The organism is Nostoc sp., assembly GCF_035638895.1.
Lineage (GTDB): Bacteria > Cyanobacteriota > Cyanobacteriia > Cyanobacteriales > Nostocaceae > Nostoc.
The window spans coordinates 13,957-32,317 of record NZ_DASQZC010000158.1; the positions used below are offsets into that span (position 1 = coordinate 13,957).

22 protein-coding genes are annotated in these 18,361 nt (G+C 39.2%); 11 read left to right on the forward strand and 11 right to left on the reverse strand.

Annotated features, from left to right (window positions below; genetic code table 11):
* Positions 1-48: 48 nt before the first annotated feature.
* The 4 genes from VE944_RS07680 to VE944_RS07695 form a co-directional block, all read right to left on the reverse strand.
* Positions 49-492, reverse strand: a complete 444-nt coding sequence (locus VE944_RS07680; protein ID WP_324974678.1) for a peptidylprolyl isomerase — start codon at positions 490-492, stop codon at positions 49-51.
* 8 nt (positions 493-500) lie between these two features.
* Positions 501-1,088 carry a hypothetical protein gene (locus VE944_RS07685; RefSeq protein ID WP_324974681.1) on the reverse strand — a complete coding sequence of 196 codons (588 nt, stop codon included), beginning with the start codon at positions 1,086-1,088 and terminating at the stop codon, positions 501-503.
* Between the two features lie 26 nt (positions 1,089-1,114).
* Positions 1,115-2,296, reverse strand: coding sequence for an aminoglycoside phosphotransferase family protein (locus VE944_RS07690; protein WP_324974683.1), 1,182 nt, complete (start codon positions 2,294-2,296; stop codon positions 1,115-1,117).
* Positions 2,297-2,493: 197 nt separating this feature from the next.
* Positions 2,494-2,709: a hypothetical protein gene (locus VE944_RS07695; protein ID WP_324974686.1), complete on the reverse strand. Its 216-nt coding sequence runs from the start codon at positions 2,707-2,709 to the stop codon at positions 2,494-2,496.
* 458 nt (positions 2,710-3,167) lie between these two features.
* On the opposite strand from VE944_RS07695, the gene VE944_RS07700 reads away from it, so the two are divergent.
* The 5 genes from VE944_RS07700 to VE944_RS07720 all read left to right on the forward strand — a co-directional run bounded on the left by VE944_RS07700 (position 3,168) and on the right by VE944_RS07720 (position 7,100).
* Positions 3,168-3,728 carry a helix-turn-helix domain-containing protein gene (locus VE944_RS07700; RefSeq protein WP_324974823.1) on the forward strand — a complete coding sequence of 187 codons (561 nt, stop codon included), beginning with the start codon at positions 3,168-3,170 and terminating at the stop codon, positions 3,726-3,728.
* Between the two features lie 26 nt (positions 3,729-3,754).
* Positions 3,755-4,795, forward strand: a complete 1,041-nt coding sequence (locus VE944_RS07705) for a cyclic nucleotide-binding domain-containing protein (RefSeq protein WP_324974689.1) — start codon at positions 3,755-3,757, stop codon at positions 4,793-4,795.
* Positions 4,796-4,836: 41 nt separating this feature from the next.
* Positions 4,837-5,049 (forward strand): hypothetical protein, encoded by a 213-nt coding sequence (locus VE944_RS07710; RefSeq protein WP_324974692.1) that lies wholly within the window; start codon positions 4,837-4,839, stop codon positions 5,047-5,049.
* Between the two features lie 3 nt (positions 5,050-5,052).
* A complete protein-coding gene (locus VE944_RS07715) occupies positions 5,053-6,198 on the forward strand; it encodes a beta-barrel domain-containing protein (RefSeq protein ID WP_324974694.1) in 1,146 nt (381 codons plus the stop codon).
* An 89-nt stretch (positions 6,199-6,287) separates the two neighbouring features.
* Positions 6,288-7,100, forward strand: coding sequence for a peptidylprolyl isomerase (locus VE944_RS07720; RefSeq protein WP_324974697.1), 813 nt, complete (start codon positions 6,288-6,290; stop codon positions 7,098-7,100).
* On the opposite strand, the gene VE944_RS07725 is transcribed toward VE944_RS07720, so the two are convergent.
* On the reverse strand, positions 7,086-7,433 hold the full coding sequence (locus VE944_RS07725; RefSeq protein WP_324974700.1) for a hypothetical protein: 348 nt from the start codon (positions 7,431-7,433) through the stop codon (positions 7,086-7,088). The genes VE944_RS07720 and VE944_RS07725 overlap by 15 nt on opposite strands.
* Before the next feature lie 164 nt (positions 7,434-7,597).
* Positions 7,598-9,082 (reverse strand): CIA30 family protein, encoded by a 1,485-nt coding sequence (locus VE944_RS07730; RefSeq protein ID WP_324974702.1) that lies wholly within the window; start codon positions 9,080-9,082, stop codon positions 7,598-7,600.
* Positions 9,083-9,333: 251 nt separating this feature from the next.
* Between VE944_RS07730 and VE944_RS07735 the strand changes: the two genes are divergently transcribed.
* From VE944_RS07735 to VE944_RS07745, 3 genes are all read left to right on the forward strand, one after another.
* Positions 9,334-9,843, forward strand: a complete 510-nt coding sequence (locus VE944_RS07735; protein WP_324974705.1) for a HugZ family pyridoxamine 5'-phosphate oxidase — start codon at positions 9,334-9,336, stop codon at positions 9,841-9,843.
* Positions 9,844-9,978: 135 nt separating this feature from the next.
* Positions 9,979-10,914 carry an alpha/beta fold hydrolase gene (locus VE944_RS07740; protein WP_324974708.1) on the forward strand — a complete coding sequence of 312 codons (936 nt, stop codon included), beginning with the start codon at positions 9,979-9,981 and terminating at the stop codon, positions 10,912-10,914.
* A 523-nt stretch (positions 10,915-11,437) separates the two neighbouring features.
* Positions 11,438-11,833 (forward strand): hypothetical protein, encoded by a 396-nt coding sequence (locus VE944_RS07745; protein ID WP_324974711.1) that lies wholly within the window; start codon positions 11,438-11,440, stop codon positions 11,831-11,833.
* A 587-nt stretch (positions 11,834-12,420) separates the two neighbouring features.
* On the opposite strand, the gene VE944_RS07750 is transcribed toward VE944_RS07745, so the two are convergent.
* A complete protein-coding gene (locus VE944_RS07750) occupies positions 12,421-13,092 on the reverse strand; it encodes a LuxR C-terminal-related transcriptional regulator (RefSeq protein WP_324974714.1) in 672 nt (223 codons plus the stop codon).
* Positions 13,093-13,192: 100 nt separating this feature from the next.
* On the opposite strand from VE944_RS07750, the gene VE944_RS07755 reads away from it, so the two are divergent.
* Positions 13,193-13,849: a DUF3386 domain-containing protein gene (locus tag VE944_RS07755; RefSeq protein ID WP_324974717.1), complete on the forward strand. Its 657-nt coding sequence runs from the start codon at positions 13,193-13,195 to the stop codon at positions 13,847-13,849.
* Positions 13,850-13,980: 131 nt separating this feature from the next.
* On the opposite strand, the gene VE944_RS07760 is transcribed toward VE944_RS07755, so the two are convergent.
* Positions 13,981-14,208 carry a hypothetical protein gene (locus VE944_RS07760; protein WP_324974721.1) on the reverse strand — a complete coding sequence of 76 codons (228 nt, stop codon included), beginning with the start codon at positions 14,206-14,208 and terminating at the stop codon, positions 13,981-13,983.
* A gap of 299 nt (positions 14,209-14,507) precedes the next feature.
* On the opposite strand from VE944_RS07760, the gene VE944_RS07765 reads away from it, so the two are divergent.
* Together VE944_RS07765 and VE944_RS07770 are read left to right on the forward strand one after the other, a co-directional pair.
* Complete coding sequence (locus tag VE944_RS07765) at positions 14,508-14,651, forward strand: hypothetical protein (RefSeq protein WP_324974723.1); 144 nt, start codon at positions 14,508-14,510, stop codon at positions 14,649-14,651.
* Positions 14,652-14,966: 315 nt separating this feature from the next.
* Positions 14,967-15,626, forward strand: coding sequence for a pentapeptide repeat-containing protein (locus VE944_RS07770; protein WP_324974725.1), 660 nt, complete (start codon positions 14,967-14,969; stop codon positions 15,624-15,626).
* A gap of 47 nt (positions 15,627-15,673) precedes the next feature.
* Here VE944_RS07770 and VE944_RS07775 read toward each other — a convergent pair whose 3' ends face one another.
* The 3 genes from VE944_RS07775 to fraC form a co-directional block, all read right to left on the reverse strand.
* Positions 15,674-16,453, reverse strand: a complete 780-nt coding sequence (locus VE944_RS07775; protein ID WP_324974728.1) for an ABC transporter permease — start codon at positions 16,451-16,453, stop codon at positions 15,674-15,676.
* A gap of 98 nt (positions 16,454-16,551) precedes the next feature.
* Positions 16,552-17,577 (reverse strand): septal junction protein FraD, encoded by a 1,026-nt coding sequence (gene fraD / locus VE944_RS07780; protein WP_324974731.1) that lies wholly within the window; start codon positions 17,575-17,577, stop codon positions 16,552-16,554.
* 56 nt (positions 17,578-17,633) lie between these two features.
* Positions 17,634-18,173, reverse strand: coding sequence for a filament integrity protein FraC (gene fraC, locus VE944_RS07785; RefSeq protein WP_324974733.1), 540 nt, complete (start codon positions 18,171-18,173; stop codon positions 17,634-17,636).
* Positions 18,174-18,361: the final 188 nt, after the last annotated feature.

Sequence of the window (18,361 nt, forward strand, 5' to 3'; positions counted from 1 at the left end):
TACAGCTTCACAAAGAAATGGTATTACACTATTTAATTAAAAAAATTGTCACTTTCTAGTTGACGTTGTAGAATCATGTAAATCAGAGACAGTATTTGCTTGTAGCCAATCTTGAAAGAGACATTCTAATACTTGCTCCCGACTTTCATTGAATTCAGCAGGGAAGCGCTTCTCAATTCTGAGAATGTGATAACCCAGTTTTGTATGTATTGGGCCAATTACCTCACCTTCTTTTGCTTGAGCGATCGCTTGTACAATCTCTGGCATTAATTCTGATAAAAAGCGAACACCAACAAAGCCACCATTTTGTTTAGACTGTTTACCTTTGGAGTACTCTAGTGCCATAGCACAAAAGGACGCATTTAATTCTTGAATTGCATAAGTTACTTTTTTAGCCTCTGTTAAATCGTTGACTAAAATCTGAGATAGGGCAACACGTTGATAGTCTTTAAGATTACTTAAATAATGACCATCAACAGCATCTCCAAACAAATATTCTTTTAACTTTTTCGTAAAGCCATGTAAAATCCGTTTTGAACTAGATTACGAGGCATACGGATAGCGACTAAGTTGCCTACAGATGCTGATTGCTCGGTAGGTTGTAAATGGCGATCGCGCTCAATATGCAAAGTCAAACCACCCTTTCTCACGGCGAGGCTATTATCAGATTCTTGCCGCAACACCTGCCAATCTGGGTCAAAGTAGCCTTCTCCGGTATTGCTTTTATGTAGGCGATCGTAAAACTCTAGGTCTACTCCTAAAAAAGTATTGTTCTCTAAATTCTGATGAGGTGCTAAGTTATCTGAACTTGCATCTGCTGCTAGGGCAGCTTGCATAGAGCCGTTGTAATAGATGCCGTAGAGAAAACTTTGCAGTTGTAGACTCAGATACTTATTCTGGAGATCCGAAGGTATTCGTTGAAAACGAGTTACTACCTCAGCAGGAATTTCAAAGGGTTTGTAAGCTGGATGGCTAATACAAAAATTGGACTGGATTTGAACATTATTGGCAATATCTTGAAGAGAATCCAGTACTTGATCTGGCGCAGAAGTTAGCAGTTGACTTTGAAGAGAATCTAGTAATTGCATAATGGTTTAGGTGCAACTAAAAATACTTAAACGAGAGAACGGCTTAGGTGAGTGAGTTCAGATTCTGCCACTCCAAAAACAGTTAGGATTGATTGTTCAGGGCGACACAACAAAGTTTTGGCAACCTGAAGCATACAGACACCTGTATTGCCAAAGGATTTTTGGTATTGAAGCATTGCCTGAATTTGTTGAATTAAGGCAAGACCAGAAAATTGCACGACTCGTTTCAAAAAATCAGGGCGGTGCTCTAAAATTTCTGGAAAATTACCAAGATAAGCTTGAGCAAGGGCTGCAATAGAAGGCTGAATCACCTCAAGAGGAGTCATAGCTAGACGTAAAGACTCTTCAATATCGATAGACTTACTAACAACTAAGCTGCTTAACCAGATTTGCAGGTAGCTGCCAATTAGCATTCCTAAATCAGATGCAGGATCTCCCCAAGTACCGCGTTCCCAGTCAATCAGCCGGATAATACTATTAGTTAATTGCTCTGTTTTAGAAAGGGCTTGCTCCCAATCGTTGTGCAAAAGGATGTTGTTTAGCTTAAGGTCATTGTGTGTTAGACAACAAGCCTCGAAAGCAGTCGTGAGTTGTGCGATCGCTTTTCCTAGGCTGTCGTAGCGCTGATAGAGAGCAAAGAATTTAAGTCCATCTGCGGGAACCTGACCGAAAACTTCAGGACTAATCCGTTCTAGCCCACGAGCAAATTTAGAAGTTTGGGCAATGGGTATATCTTCAGAATTTTGAGAGAAGAATTCCTGGTATTTTTGACGGTTGAATGTAGCGCAATGGATTGTAGCTAAAGTTGCGCCGATTGAAGTTGCAATCACAGTTGGAAAAACATTTTCCTTGGTATAAAAATCAGCTAAATCACAGTAGTCATTGAGGTAGTTGAAAACAATGACTGAATCATTTGCATTAAAATGAACTACTTCTGGGAGCAATAGGCGAACGTAGCTAAGCTCTGGAAATTGTTGGGAAAACTCTTGAATTCGCCATTCATTCAAGAACTCGCCAGCCGTTTTTCCTTCTTGATTGTGACGCTCCTGTTTTACGAGGAGTTTACGACCGTCCTGTAAACTCAGTAATAAGTTAAAGTTTTTGGCAACCTTTAGCTCGACCTGATTCAGAGCTTTCTCTTTTTGAGTACATAGCTCCTGCTTAACTAAGTAGTCGAAAACATTTTGAGAGCTTAATAAAAATGTCATAGTTAAACTTTATTGAACTTTTTTGATTGGTGAGGGACTGCCCAAACTTCGTTATCATTGCCCCATGCTTTCGTAGCTGACGACCACGCCACGCTCGGCTACGATCTTTTAGACACTCCGGATGGCAAGGCATCAATAGATTTTATAAAAGGTGGGTGTTGCCCACCTTTTATTTTTCTCAGCTTATAACCAGGCTATTATTCTCTCAACCAATCAGCAATAGCCTCTGACGCGTCCACTGCGGCCTGAAAACATCTAATTGAGGAACGAGCAAGAATTGGTATAGCTGGTGTAGCTGTACCACCTTTGACACTGCCCAGTTCGTTATCACCTAGTTCACTCATGTAATTTTCAGAATCAGAAAATAGCTCAGAACCAGTAGGATGCAAGTCAGAAATGTTAATAGTAGCCATTGAATTTTTCCTCTTAGATGAAGTTGTTTTGAATTGGATTAGTGTATATTGCCTAATCACATTTCAATCTTCGGAGATTCAATCTATAATTTCAAGACTTAAAAACTTCTTGTTTATGCATAATTCCAGTAGTTATGTTTTAATTATTCAAATATTTAATATTCAAAAATAATTTTATTTTTGTCTGAAAAAGTACAGTGCAGTAGCGCGTCACGACTCCGAATCATTTAATTTGAAACTGAAGCTATGTTTTTTGTTCTATATAGTGCTGTTTTTACCCTGTCACACGGCCAAAGCCTGAAAAGCCACACTTGTGACTGTTTACCAGATTATTGTAAAGCTTTGTAACGAGTTGTGGAATTCCCGGAGTTTTGATTCAGAGAAGTAACAGAGGTTGTCAAGGATTGTCCAGATTAATTTCTATCTGGGCATTGCAAGTTATACCAGGAGGAATTGCTGTGGACAAGCAAGGTTTATACTTAACAGCGTTTCAGCGTAAGCTTTTGCTCAAGAGTCTAGAAACAGATTTACGTCCAGAATACCGCCGTCGTATTGAAATCATATTATTGGCAGATGCAGGCCAATCTCAGACTCAAATTTGTGAAGCGCTCTTGTGCTCTCAGGAGACAGCACGGCACTGGATTACGATCGCTCAAACAGGTCAAGCTCACCATTGGAGCGATCGCGCAATGGGTCGTCCCAAAGCTGTGAATAAGCAATATATGGCTCGTTTGCAAGAACTAGCAAGCCATAGTCCGCGTGAGTATGGCTATTCATTTGAGCGCTGGACAGGACAATGGTTAAGCAAGCATCTGGCAAAAGAGATAGGAATTCAAGTTAGTGCTTGCCACATTAACCGCTTGCTCAAAGAGATGGGACTTTCAACTCGACAGACACGCAAAACTGTTGGGCAAGAAATTGATAACACAAAAAATTCTCGGATTACTATAGGCAACCTGCTACCAAATGCAGAGCCTGATTTTCGGTGGTCATTGAATTTCGCTAAGACAAGTAATTAATTCTGGCGTTAAACTCCCAACAAATCATGGTTCAGAACAAAACAGAATTTTCCACTCAACAGCTTGCCCAAACTCTGGGTCAGACTCTTTCAGAACAAGAACTTTCAGACTGCATCAAACAAATTGAAATTCTCCAGCCTAGTGCAGGCAAACTGTTCTGGCAGGCAGCAGACGCAAACGTTGGCATTTATATAATTCTGGCAGGTAAAGTCAGATTGCTCGATCGCACCGATAATTTAATCGCTTCTTTAGGTGCGGGAACATCATTCGCTCACCTAACTCTGTTTCCAGAGGAGGAATTTCAACCTTACACTGCTAGAGCTTCGGTAAATCTCAAAGTTTGCTATATTCCAGGAGATTGTTTGCGATCGCTCATCCGCAAATATCCCTCTATTGGGCAGCATCTTCACCATCAAGCTGTACTTTGGGATTTACTACTTTTATGTCGCCAAAATGCGGTGCTGAATGATGCTGCTTACGAAGGTGTAATGCAAATACAACCACTCCTAGAGCAGCACAATCTCCAAATTAATAAACTTCCATCTTCTTTACTTAAAGACCAGCAACTCTGGATACTGCGTCGCGGCGAACTACTGCACACATCAGGACTCAAACTCACTGCTGGCAAGATTTACACCTTATCTCAGTTACCCAAAGAACGTGGTTGGCAGGTAACTCAACCAACGCAACTATACAGCCTCAACCGTTCGCATTGGGAAACTGCATTGCAATATATGCCACAACTGGCTGAACTCGATGCTACCCCATCAGCCAACAACCACCCAGTAACAGCGTCTGAGCCTGTTATATTTCCCCAATTTACTGTTGAGCCAAAAAACCAGTTCAAGAAGAAAATTAATAAAGCCTACTTTCCTAGCCCAACCGTAAAAATCGGTCATTTATGGCAACGCATCACTCGCCGCTATCCCTTCTTTGAACAACAAAGTGCATCTGATTGCGGTGCAGCTTGCTTAGTGATGGTTGGTCTTTACTGGGGTAAGCGTTTTAGCGTCAATCGGCTGCGAGACATTGCCAACGTTCAACAACAACTGACTGTAGCAATTTAAATCAATTATTTTGTGTTCATTAATCAGAGAGAGAACTAACAATGACAAGCGAATTTACGACACAAGAACAGTTCAATCAGAACGGTCATTATCCTAGTACTCAAGCGGACTTAAAACCTCAGCCAAAATCTTCTACATCTCTGAGTGAAGATTGGTCTTCTTTAACTAAAGAATTAATTGATACATTGCCACGAGTCTGGACACGTGGATTGCTATATTGGCTAATAATATTTGCAGCGATCGTTTTACCTTAAGCGATGCTATCTAAAGTAGACGAAACAGGTAGTGCTAGAGGACGGCTTGAACCTCAGGGTAGAACCTTGAGATTGGATGCACCTGTTACTGGGAAAGTTATATCTATCAAGGTTAAAGAAGGCGAAACTGTCAAAGCTGGGCAAACTTTACTGGAGTTGGAATCAGATATAAATCGCACTGAACTACAACAAACCCAAGCCAAGCTTGAGGGGCAGCAAAATCGAGTTAATCAGCTTCAGCTATTAAAAAATCAACTAACAATGTCTTTACGCACTCAGCAATTACAAAATCAAGCTCAAGAGTCTGAGCAACTTGCTCAACTTGACCAAATTCAGCAACGGCTTAATTCTAGTAAACAAGTATATATTCTAGAAAAAGGTCGCCTGAAATTAGCTAATAATGAAATACAACGTTATCGATATCTTTGGCAAAAAGGTGCTATTTCTAAAAGTAAATTAGAAGAAATAGAAGGCGCTATGTTTGAACGTCAGAGACTTCGAGAACAAGCTACTACCGAAATTACTAAGCAACAAAGCACCAATCAACGCATCAGTCGTACAGGTGAACTTGCACTTTTAGATAGTCAGAGACAAATTAAAGAACTTCAATCTCAAATTGTCGATGTGCTATCAGAAATTGACCAAACCAAAAAACAAATTCAGTCTTTGCAATTTCAACTCCAACAGCAAACTCTTCGCGCTCCTATTGATGGCACAATTTTTCAGTTATCTATAAATAATGCTGGAGCAGTTGTGCAACCAGGGCAAATGGTTACTCAAATTGCACCTCAGGGAGCGCCTTTGATATTTAGAGCCGAAATGCCCAGTCAAGAAAGTGGTTTTCTCCGTGTAGGAATGCCTGTAAAACTGAAATTTGATGCTTATCCTTTCCAAGATTATGGAGTAACTGAAGGCAAACTTCGCTCGATTTCGCCAGACTCTAAAGTTGTAGAGACTGCCCAAGGTAAAATAGAAAATTTTGAATTAGAAATTGCGATGCCACAAACTTATATTCAAAATGGAAACAAACGTATTGCTTTAACACCTGGTCAAACAGCAACTGCTGAGGTAATTGTTCGGCAGCGCCGTATTATTGATTTTGTGTTAGATCCGTTTAAAAAGTTGCAGAAAGGTGGCTTGGAACTATAAAAACAAGAAGCTTCAAAAACTTACTTCTTCCTGTTTCGTTTTTAAAATTGCCAGTTTTAGCTTCAATCTTATCACTAAGGAGTTCTACTATGTCAGATATGCTAACTGTTTCTCAAGACGAAATTATCAAGCAAATCAAGCTTTCATGCCAAATCCCTTCTGTGGTAGAAGGTATTATTACTCGCAAGATTGTTTCACAGATGGCAGAAGAGGTTGGGATTAAAGTGGAGCCAGAAGAACTACAGCAAGCGGCAGATAGCTTGCGTTTGATGAATAATTTGACTAGCGCTGATGTTACCTGGTCATGGCTACAAAAACATAGTTTATCTCTAGATGAGTTTGAAGAATTAGTTTATTTCACAGTAATTTCTTCAAAATTAGCTCAATATCTGTTTGTAGATAAAGTTGAACCTTTTTTTGTAGAACACCAGATTGACTATGCTCAGGTAGTTATGTATGAAGTGGTTTTAGATGATTTTGATTTGGCTATGGAACTGTTTTACGCATTGGGTGAAGGTGAAATGAGTTTTCATGAAATTACTCATCAATATATTCAAGATACAGAACTACGTAGAAAAGGAGGATATCGAGGGATATTAAACCGTGCAGACTTGAAACCAGAAATTTCTGCTGCTGTCTTTGCAGCAACTCCACCGCAAGTTGTCAAACCAATATTGACATCGATTGGGGCGCATCTGATTTTGGTTGAGGAACTCATTGAGCCACAGTTGGACGAGATATTGCGCTTAAAAATTCTCTCAAACTTGTTTTCTGAATGGTTAGTAAATCGTCAAAATGAGGTATCAGCTTTTTCCTCAACCTCTTACCCAAGAATGGATAAGAGGTTGAGGTTAAGTTTTCAAAACGACACAGAGCAATTCAAATACTCAGCGACTTTCTAATTTAGAAACTCGCGTCTCTAATTTATTGACTTGTTGCTTCAATTCAACCACCAAAGTTGCCAGCCTATCAAACATCGGATCTTGCTGTGATAAATTTCTTCTGGAACCAGTTGACTGGCGTGGGGTAAGTGTTGTTCTTGGAGATGGAGACTGGCGGCTTCGACCAAGTTGAGACTCTAACTGATTTAATCGTGACTCGACACGATTTAAGTCCGCTTCCAGATTGTAGATGCGAGACTCTGCTTGCTGGGATGAAGCAGTGTTTCCAAATAACCCACCCCAGAGAATTGTTGCTAAAATCCCGGCAAATATTAGTACTTGGATTTTTTTCATAACAGTCTATTTAGACAGGATATGTTGGGATGCCTACAGAGTCTAAGCCTGTAGTACAACGTGGCGGAAATCAAGCTACCGTTTTAAAACTTGCAAAAACCTTGATATACAAAACTTTTGATTTTTGATTTTTGACTTCCGCCCTGCGGTAGTAGTCACTTCACTTATTTATCCTTTACTAAATCAGAAAATAACTTCTGCCAATCGATAGAGTTAACAGTATTATCTCCCTGTTTTACTTCAAACGTGATATTAGAAGCTTTTTCTAGTTTTAAAGCTTGCACACAAAGTTCTGCTACATCCTCACGGGTGATTTTGCCCTTAATATTATCGCCTTGCTCAAATATTAATTCCTTCCCTCCTGCTTCTTCAGTTAAAGCACAAGGTCTAACAATCGTATAAGGAATTCCGCTTTCTCTTAAACTATCTTCTCCCTTCAACTTCCAAGTTAAAATTCCTCCTAATTGATCATTTAATTTCACTGCTGGCGGTTCTTCATCTAAATTAATGCCAGGGCGACCGGGACGAGTCACGCCTGCTGAACTGACGAGGATAAATTGTGGTAAAGTAGCACCGCCGTAAGCTTTTATTGATTCCAACTGCAAAGCAAAACCACCGGGAGAAAATTTAGGATTCAAAGCACCATCATATTCAAATTTGCTCAACATCAGTTGGAATGAACAAACTCTATTCTGCTCAATTGGCGGTGCATCTTTGACAACTTTTGCCCGAAACACGGGAATCAAATCTGCAAAGGGAATGTGAACTTCTATCCAGGTATCAGCTACGGTATCGAAAGAATAGCTATAGCCAATACCATCCCATTTTGAATCTGTCCGCAGGAAGATTTTATAACGCTGACCGTCACCTTTGACACGCAGTTTTACACCTTCGCAATCAGATAAATTGAAGGGTGGATCAAAATTCTTGGTTCTGATAGAAGCAAATCCGCCAGAGTTAGCCGTGGAGACATTACCAGCAAATAAAGCTGTATTTTCTACTAATTGAATATTACTGGCACTCACGCCACCCATAACGACATCATCCAGCGCCCCCCAGTAATCTTTTAATTCTGCTGATGGCTTGGTGAAATCAAATATTGGTTTTTCGTTTGCTTGGGGTAAATATTTTCCTGCCGCTTGGACTAAGTTTTTAACACCTTGATATTCTACATTTTCTGGGGTGTCGCCAACAATTTCTGGTTGGTAAAATTTAACCCCTTGATAATATTTGGCTCTATCTGCTGTGTCTCCCTCAACTGGTTGCACGCGCACTGCTGTGCAACAAACTACAGCTTGGATATCAGCCATAACTAAAGAAGTTAAAGTTTCTGGTTGAGTGATATCCGCAACTACTAAGTCTATATCATTACCAAGAATTGACCTGGCTCTGTCAATATCTCGAACTAGAGCGCGAACTTTATAACCTTGTTGGAGCGATCGCTGCACCACTCGTTTACCTACACCACCTGTTGCACCTGCTACTAATATTACACCCACATTTCTTCCTCCATTGGGTCTATATTGATTATCCTTAGGACGACCTTGGATTAACTGCTGTACCCAGTTAAGGAAAGGAATTACCTCAAAGTAAGTCAGGGTTTCAATAAACCTGCCTAAATCCCATTGAGAACGATTTTTGTCAGTCATATTTGCGTCCTCATAACTTTCTTCAGTTTAGCCCAATGTTTGTTTCTCCAAATCCTCCGGTACTCAGAGCTTGGATAATGCTGAATTGCTTTAATTAGGGGAAAGGGTACAGGAGATAACTATAACCTGTAACCTATTCCCTTAAGCCAAATCTTTGGCATTCCATGCGACGCCAAATAGCCCGTCGTAGACATCGCTCAATCACGTTAGGATACTTAATGAGGTGTTCCTAATCAAACGGTAATTTACTTATGAGCCAACTTGAAGACATTCAAGCTGAGTACGAAAAGTTTCCAGAAAAATTGGAGAGTGTAATTATTAGCACCGTGAGCGCACAGGCAATACCCAATGCTAGTTATGCTCCCTTTGTAATAGATGATTCCAAAAACATCTACATTTACGTCAGTGGTCTTTCAACTCATACCAAAAATCTCTATGACAATCCTCATGTTAGTGTCTTGTTTATCGAGGATGAAGCCAAGAGTAATCTAATTTTTGCCCGTCGTCGTTTAAATTTTGATTGTACGGCAAATTTGATAGAGCGTGAAACTGATAAGTGGAATCAAATTGTTGAGCAATTTCAAGGGCGGTTTGGTCAAATTATCGAGGTTTTGCGCGGCTTGTCTGACTTTCGGATCTTCCAGCTAACACCTAGTGAAGGCCGTTTTGTAATTGGTTTTGGGGCAGCCTATCACATCAGTGGTGATAACCTAAATCAACTTGTTCAGATCACAGGAGATAGTAATCAAAAGCAAGGATAATTGTATGCGAATTAAATATGGAATAGCTTAAAAGACAAAATGTTTACTTACTCGGATATTTATCGGTAAGCTTGACTTTATACCTCGTAATTTTGCCTTCGGGTAAAGTGCCATTAAACTATACTTTTTAATTTTATGCTTCAGTTTCAACCTCTCGGCTTTGGACATAAACTTATCCATACATCCTTGGGGGCAATGGTTTACTATACCCAAACGAATGCACCTTGGGCCTTCGCTGATACTGAAAATTTACCTCCACTATTGTTTATCCATAACTTTGGTGGTGGGGCATCTGCGTATGAATGGTCTAAAGTTTACCCGGCTTTTGCCTCTAATTACCACATTTTAGCTCCCGATCTAATCGGCTGGGGAGAATCGGCTCATCCAGTCCGGGATTATAAAATTAGGGATTATCTCAGCACGATCGCAGAGTTTATCATTGAAACTTGTCGTCAACCAGTAACGGTGGTAGCCTCATCTCTAACAGCCGCTTTTGCTATTCGTTTAGCTATTGTTCAACCCAATTTATTCAAAGCACTATATTTGGTGTCCCCCTCTGGATTTGATGATTTTGGGCAGGGTGCTGGACGCAGACTTCCGCTTTCGGTAATCAATGCGCCTCTGTTGGACAATTTTATTTATATGCTTGGTGCTGAAAATGAAATTGCAGTCCGAAATTTTTTACAAAGTTTTCTGTTTGCCAAGTCACAACGAGTATCTCAAGAAATGGTAGAGGCTTATTTAACCTCTGCACAACAGCCTAATGCCAAGTTTGCCGCTTTATCATTTTTGCGCGGCGATCTTTACTTTGATCTGAGTTTATATATTAAACAACTGACAGTTCCTACTGTCATTTTTTGGGGAGAAAAGGCACAATTTACCAGCATCAAATTAGGACGACGTTTGGCAAATTTAAATCCAAGTGCAATTCGAGATTTTTATGCGATCGCAGATGCAGGAATATTACCTCATTTGGAAATGCCAGAAGTTTTCATTGGTTTATTGCAAAAGTATCTTGGGGGAGTGGGGAGTAGGGAGTGGGGGATGAGGGAGCAGGGGGAGAATAATTAATGACAAATGACAAATGACAAATGACTACTTAGAAATTAACTGTGCATTTAATGCTTTAGCGATGCGATCGCCAAATGTATTTAGAAAGTAAGGTGGCGTTGCAAAAATAATATTTAAGAACTCTTTTCTGAGTTTTTGTAAGCGATAATCGCTTGGAGTTATAGGTTTTTGAACATAATGATTTTCTTTAGTAGATTAAAAAAAAGGGAGCATCCCAATGCAAGCAAATTTACCAATATCGTTACAAGTCAATTGTGAATGAAGCGTAAATTCAACGGCATAGATCGCTTAACGTGCTAGCTTTTCTAAGAGTTGTAAAATGAAGCGATCGCAACATCTGTACTTTGCGATTGCTTTGTTTCACTGTGTTACGCTCGCAATAACCAATTAGCGTCAAACAAATCACCTCTTCCCAAAGATTTAAAATATATTTTTTTTCTAATTAAAATATGCCTTTTGCTAGAAGAATAATTACCTTTCTATAGTTAATGTTTAATTTGTAGTCAAAAAAAAGCTAATTGGCATGATAAATTTGATTTCTAGGACGATTGCTAACATCAGTTCCCTACTTAAAGGACTTCAGGTAAAATCTTTTTTGGCTGTTGTCGTAGTTGGTTTTCTAGTGCTGACAACGAATGTTAGTGATGGGCCAAATGACAAAGGCTTAAAGGAGAGAGTTCGCCAACAGGTAGAGCAAAATGATGCTGAAAGACCGAAAACAGTAGGGCAGTGGTTTAAGGATGCTCGTGAAACCGAAGATTCTCCTGGTGAACGACTTCAGAAGATTGGGCAACAGTCAGGAGAAGCCTTTAAAGAGTTTGGAGGTGGATACGTAAAGGGCGCTAAAGAAACTGCTAGCGATGTAGGCGACAGTGCGGCAGAGGCAGCCAAAAATGTCTCAAACAAAGTTGGAGGCTAAATGCGTTACGATATCTTATTGGCAGCAAGTACTAATAACTTTTCGCCAATAAAAGATTAATAATAGGGGCGCTGGTGTCTAACTACCGAATTCTAATACTTGGGTAACGCGCTTACCCTTGTTGATCGTAGATTGTAGTCTTTCTCAGTTGCATAAAATATAGTCCTTTAGTAGGGGCGTACAGCTAGCTGTGCGCCCCTACTGCAAAATTTAGATTAATACAAGATAAGAAAGACATATAATTTTCACAAATGATTTAGGACTACTATAAAATACAATTATTTTTACTTTTGACTTCAGCCTTGCGGTACTAGCCATGCGATCGCTCATTTCTAATTCAGGCAGTTTTACAATCAAACAATCAAGTTTGATTATTACTCTGATTGATTTAAAGTTGGCTTTTTTACCAAGCGATCGCAGCTATATTGAGTTTCGCTAATCTAGCTTAACCCTATCGTTATTTTAGGCTATAAGACTATGATTCGATTTCTGAAAAAAGTCCGTATAACGTGAAAAGCGTGGTTTCATATTCCCCACTCCCCACTCCCCACCTACATGGTCGTGTAAATTAAGGAAACTACATCTTTTTATGAAACTTGTATATCTTGTAGCTTTGCTACCATTTCTGCACGCGCCGAAACCTTCAACTTACGAAACATCCTCTTCAAAGCTTGTTTGACGGAATTTTGTGTAATCCAAAGTCTTTCTCCAATTTCTGCGTTCGTTAACCCCTGCGCCACTAAGTCGGCAATTTCTAACTCACGGGCTGTTAGAGGATTTACTAAAAGAGAATGGGATATTTTTGGTTTTGTCCGTAGAGTTGCCATTTTTGCTGATAAATGAATACATAAGGCACTCAAATCAGCTAAATCATTGCCATTAAAAGCCGGATTTCCCTTGTCACGAGCCAAGTTAAGCGTTCCTACAAGATGACCATTGCAAACAATTGGCCCAGTCATTACGTGTTCGTGATCGGAACGCGAGCAAAAATGCTTCCAGTCTCCTGGTGATAATAATAACTGTTCATGGGCGGGAGCGTGACGCTCAACCACGTAGCGCCCGACTGGATTGCTTTCTAAGCATACTGCCGGAATGCCTTGAACATCGATTTGGGCCGTTGGTTGCTCATTTAGGAAATAAATGCCCCAATTTTGCACGCCAAAATGCTCACCAATTTTATCCGTGAGAGCTAGCCTTAATTCTTGCTCATTTTGGACATTGGCGATCGCATCAAATACGGTGTGGAGAGAATTAACCATAAGTGTACCCAGTTGGGGACTATCCAAGCCTCAACAATTACTTCTATGCTAATACCAAGGAAACTAAAACGCTAATTACAGTAGCGACTAGGAGAAGCACATGACAGTTACACAACTCTCTGCTCAGGAACTTTTCCGGGCTGCTTATGAGAACCGCTACACTTGGGACAAGAATTTCCCTGGTTATACCGCAAATATTACCTTTAAGCATGATGATAAAGTGTTTACAGGAAAAGTTATCATTACTGCCAATCTGAAAGCCGAAGTTTTGGATGTAGATGACGAGCCAGCCCAGAAAGCAATTCATGGTCAAGCATGGGAGATAGCAATTCACCGCATCCGCCGCAGCTTTGAAGATACCCACAGCGCCAATACCTTTAGCTATGGCAAAACTGACGAAACAGGTGCGGTTGAGCTTTTAATGGGTGGTAAGGCTGAAGGTGATAAATATAAAGTCCGCAATAATGAAGTATGCCATGTTCACCGTCTAATTCACGGTACTTATGTGACAATTGACACTTTTAGTAGTCACGACACCGGGGAAGGCTACCTATCCCACAGCTATGACTCTGTGTACCATGACCCCAAGACTGGGGAACAAAAGGGCGGTAGAAGCGAATTTATCGATGAGTATGAAAAAGTTGGCGACTATTTTATTCTAAATCGTCGAGAGATTCGTACCGAGACAGCAGGACAAGTTTCTATTCAAGAATTTATCTTCTCTGATATTAAATTGTTGGAATCTGTTGCTGCTTAAGCTGTATTTTGTAATCTAAAAAAAAAGCGTAGGCTGCACCTACGCTTTTTTTGACATTGACTAATAACAATCAACTGTCATAGTCAAGTGACCTGTAAAGTCAAGAAGCTAATACGTTATCAAGGTTAAAATCAATCTTGCTTAAAACCACAACCTAAACATCGCATACAAACAAAGAAAGCCGCTAAAACTGAGATTATCTCAAATAGCAATTGAAATGACAAAGGAGCCAGAGCAAATCCCCAAACCAGAACAATTGTCCCAACTACCATAGCCGCAATGCGATGAATTTCCTCCTTAGTCCTCAAAGCAAACAAGAAAGTCCCTAACCCAATTAATAAGAAGACTAAGCTACTCATAAAGATATTTATTAATTAGAAGTGAAAGTAAATCATACAGATTTATAATGCTGACAAAGATTGCAGATGCCAATCATCTAAAATTTAGCATATAAAGATTTTACAGCCTAGTTTACGTTCGGAGACATTTGTGATTAAATCTCAATACAGTTCAGTTTAAAGCGATACAGAAAACACTAATATCCTAGCCCTACAAATAGTAAAAAATTTATTTCGGATGATTTAATCTGCAATTTTTATTACGGCATTTGTCTTACTTGCATTAATTATTAAGGTTTGTTTAATTTGAGTTTAAATCAATGATGAGTCCTGGTTTACTATTGTTTATAGAATCTCTGGGCGTGGTTTTTGGTTCCAATATTGGCACAACTAGTAATGCTAGGGATGTTTACAACGGGCTAGTCCTACGCATTTTTGCCCTGCACGCCCGTCGTGCATGGTAACAGCTAATCCCTGATGAAAAAACCAAAATCGGCAGACCTAAAGAGTGTAGGTGGGGTGCTGACAGAAGTAATGGTGATTTTCAGTTATTCTCACCGACCTAATTGATTCTACTTGACTTATCAATGTTTCCTGACCTATGTCAGCATTTTTTGTTTTAAAAATTAATTAAAAAGCGTATTTTCAAGCTCCTAGCGATTTTTTGGGAATTTATCTCTGATTATTTACTCAACTGATCTCCATTTGCGGTGTACTCTCAATATACGGTAACTATCACACTCAACCTTTGAGATAAATTACACCCAGAGGTGAATACCATGAAAAATTATGCTGATAAACAGGAATTTATATTAAGTCAAATCACAAATAAATATTTTCAGCGCCGAGATTTCAGTGGATGTGACTTGCGTGGAATCGACTTGAAAGGAATTGATTTAAGTGGTGTTAACTTCATAGGAGCGGATTTGCGTGATGCAAATTTATGTGGGTGTATCCTCACTCGTGCTAATCTAAGTGGCGCAAATCTGATGCAAGCTAACTTACGCGAAGCTAATTTGTATGAAGCATCTTTGTGCGAAGCTAATTTGATTAATGCTGATTTAACACGAGCAAATTTGTGTGGAACTTTCTTATGGCGGGCAAAATTCACAGGTAGTAATCTTTGGGGTGCTTCTTTATGTGATGTGGATTTGAGAGAAGCAGACTTAAGCGAAGCCAAATTAATTGAAGCATCACTGATTGAAGCTAATTTAGTTAGAGCAAATCTCACAGGAGCAAAGTTATGTGGAGCAAAATTACTAGAAGCTAATTTAACTGAGGCTAACTTAACTGGTGCAGACCTGACATGGGCAAATTTAACCAAGGCAAACTTGAATAAGGCAAACCTTTGGGAGACAAATCTGATTTATGCGAAGCTGTGGGATACTATCATGCCTGATGGGACAATTGAGCAACCTCAGATACTTATTAGTCATTAGTCATTTGTGATTTGTCAGAAGAGAATAACTTTCTGTTTGCCCAATAACTAAAATTCACGTTGTGAGAAGATAAAAATAGCGATCGCTAGCAACATAGCACTATAAAGTAAGCCATAGCCAGCATTTGTAATCAATGCAGTTGTGTCAGGTAGTGCTTGCAGTCCATAAACGGCATCGTTTTTTAAATCTAATCGAGATAAATCTGGTAAGATGAGAAACAAACCTTGAGTTAGACGTTCCATACCAGGGTTGAGGCTCAGACGACCAAGTTGTACTAAATCTGGAGTAATATTTCCGATTAAATATAGCGCAAAGGTTAAAACAGTCGCCAGTAAAGAAGCAGTGAAAACACCGAAGGTAATAGCCATAGCCGTGATTAATGACAACTGCAAAAATAAAAAAATTGCAGCAATTAAAATGCTGGTCGTTGAATGAGAAATGTTACCAAATTGTACAAATAATAGATAAATTGCTGTCATTGTGGCGACAAGCACAGCTAGTATTGCGGATAAACCCAAGTATTTGCCGACGATAATTTCGCTGCGACTGACAGGTTTAGCAATTAACACCAAAATAGTGCGTTTTTCAATTTCTTTATTAACCAGTCCCGTACCAATAAATATCGTCACAATTAAGCCGATGGCATTCATCGCCGCCAGCCCAAAGTCTAAAAACATTTTGTCTTCAGCCATTGCTGCAAATTCCGGAAGGACACGGAAACCAATGGCGATTATCAACGCATAAAAACCAATAATAAATAGGATGCGATCGCGTACCACTTCCTGAAACACATTCTTTGCCAATACAAAAATTCTATTAATACTCATTTGTTATTTGTTATTTGTTATTTGTGCTTTGTCATTGGGAATTAGGCATGCCTCAAAAATCAATCAATAGTTATTCTCCCCCTGCTCCCTCATCTCCCCTACTCCTCCCCCTGCTGCAAAGGCGGTGTTCCACCAAAAAGTTTACTGCCGCGATCGCATTCAATTTCTGCAATTGTAATCTTATTGTCTGAGTTGCTGGTTGCTGCAACTGGTTCAATGCGACAAGATTTTTTCAAGTAATAGCCCCGTGGGTTAGAACTCGGGCCCATCCAAATGCTTAATAAATCTAATATATATCCAGACTTAGCATTAGCTACACGCGGTTCAACGCGCCATAGTTCCTTTTCTTCATATTTACCCAAGTTCTTTTGAATTACTTCCGTACCTAGAGTTACTACCCGAGGTTCCACATCTTTTTTTGGGATCAACCATTTTTCTACTTCCGACCAAGGTCTTCCAGCTATTTCTTCTACTACTATTGGTTGAAGTTTCTCTAGAATTATAGCGCCGTTTCGGGGAATTTTTAGCCGCTCTTCTGTTCTGACAACAACGGTACTACTTCTAAAAGTATCTGCCTGCAAACTAGGATATTCTTGGAACCAATTATTCATCACAAAGTGAAACTGAATCCAGCAACTTAGCAACATACTACTAGCAACTAAAATTATGATTCTTTGGCGGTCTTCTGGTTTAGGAATTCGAGCTTTTGCATCAGTATCATTTCCTTCAATAAATTCTGGTATAGCCGTAATTAGCGCTGAAATTGTCGGCCAAAAAACGATTGTTCTTGGTGTAATTACATCCTCCTGATTTCCAAATGCAAAAACACTCACCAAAAATCCAGTGATCACTGCCCCGACTGGCATAAAAGTACCAGGAACTCTCAAAGGGTCTTCAGTTGTATACCAAGCTGTGCCAGCAATTAAAAATAACCAACCGAAAAAGGCAATTATATCTTTTATATAACCTATAGCAAAAAATGAAACTACCCAAGAAAAAACACTCAAATAAATAAATGTTTGCCAAGAATAAGCTTTGGGTGGGACTAATACCCTTCTAATTCCTGCATAAAGCCCTTCAGCAAATTTAAAAACCCCAAATACATCTTTAAGTAGCGTATTCATATTATTCCATCCACTTGATTAATCAATAGTCTTCCTTTCAATGAAGTAAATTTTTCCTACTTTGAGCGAAATATTAAAATAATGGTTATAGCACTATAACTCAGGGAATTCGCTATTAATGTAGTAATCACTAAATTGGTATTTTGTAATTTAGCAGTGCTAAAACTACGCCATCGCCGCCGTTGAGATGTTTGAGGCTCATCTTGTTTTTTAGCAACTGGTTCACTCAATGATAGTAATAATCCTCTTAAAATGAAAAATTTCATTATAAAAGTAGCAAAGAAAATTATACAAGCAGTTAAAATTAATAAACTTTGTGTATTCGCTGATTTAAAGTTATTAAAAAACATATAGTTAATTAATTCTGATTTCAGTTGTATCGACAACATTGGTTCTGCTACAAAAAATATGAACCAACCAATTACACTAGAAAACAGATTCATAGAGATAGCATAAAAAATGCTAGTTTTTTTGTCAAATTTTAGTCGCTTGTGCAAAACATACGCTTCAATCGGGATGGCAATCAGTACAAATAAAAAGTCAAACAAAATTCCACCAATAGGAAAAATCCTGGGAAGCATCCAATTTTCAGGCATAAATGGTCAAGGGTTAGGGTTAACTGTAGAGAGTATAACTGGGATAGTGAGGGTGATGGGGGAAATTATCTGATTGTTATTGTCCTTTACTATGTTGGTGTGCTAGTATTGCCTTTTTGATATTATTTATACATTATACTGATGCGTTAGAGGAGCAGTTTCTCTACCTAAGAGTACAAGACGTTAGG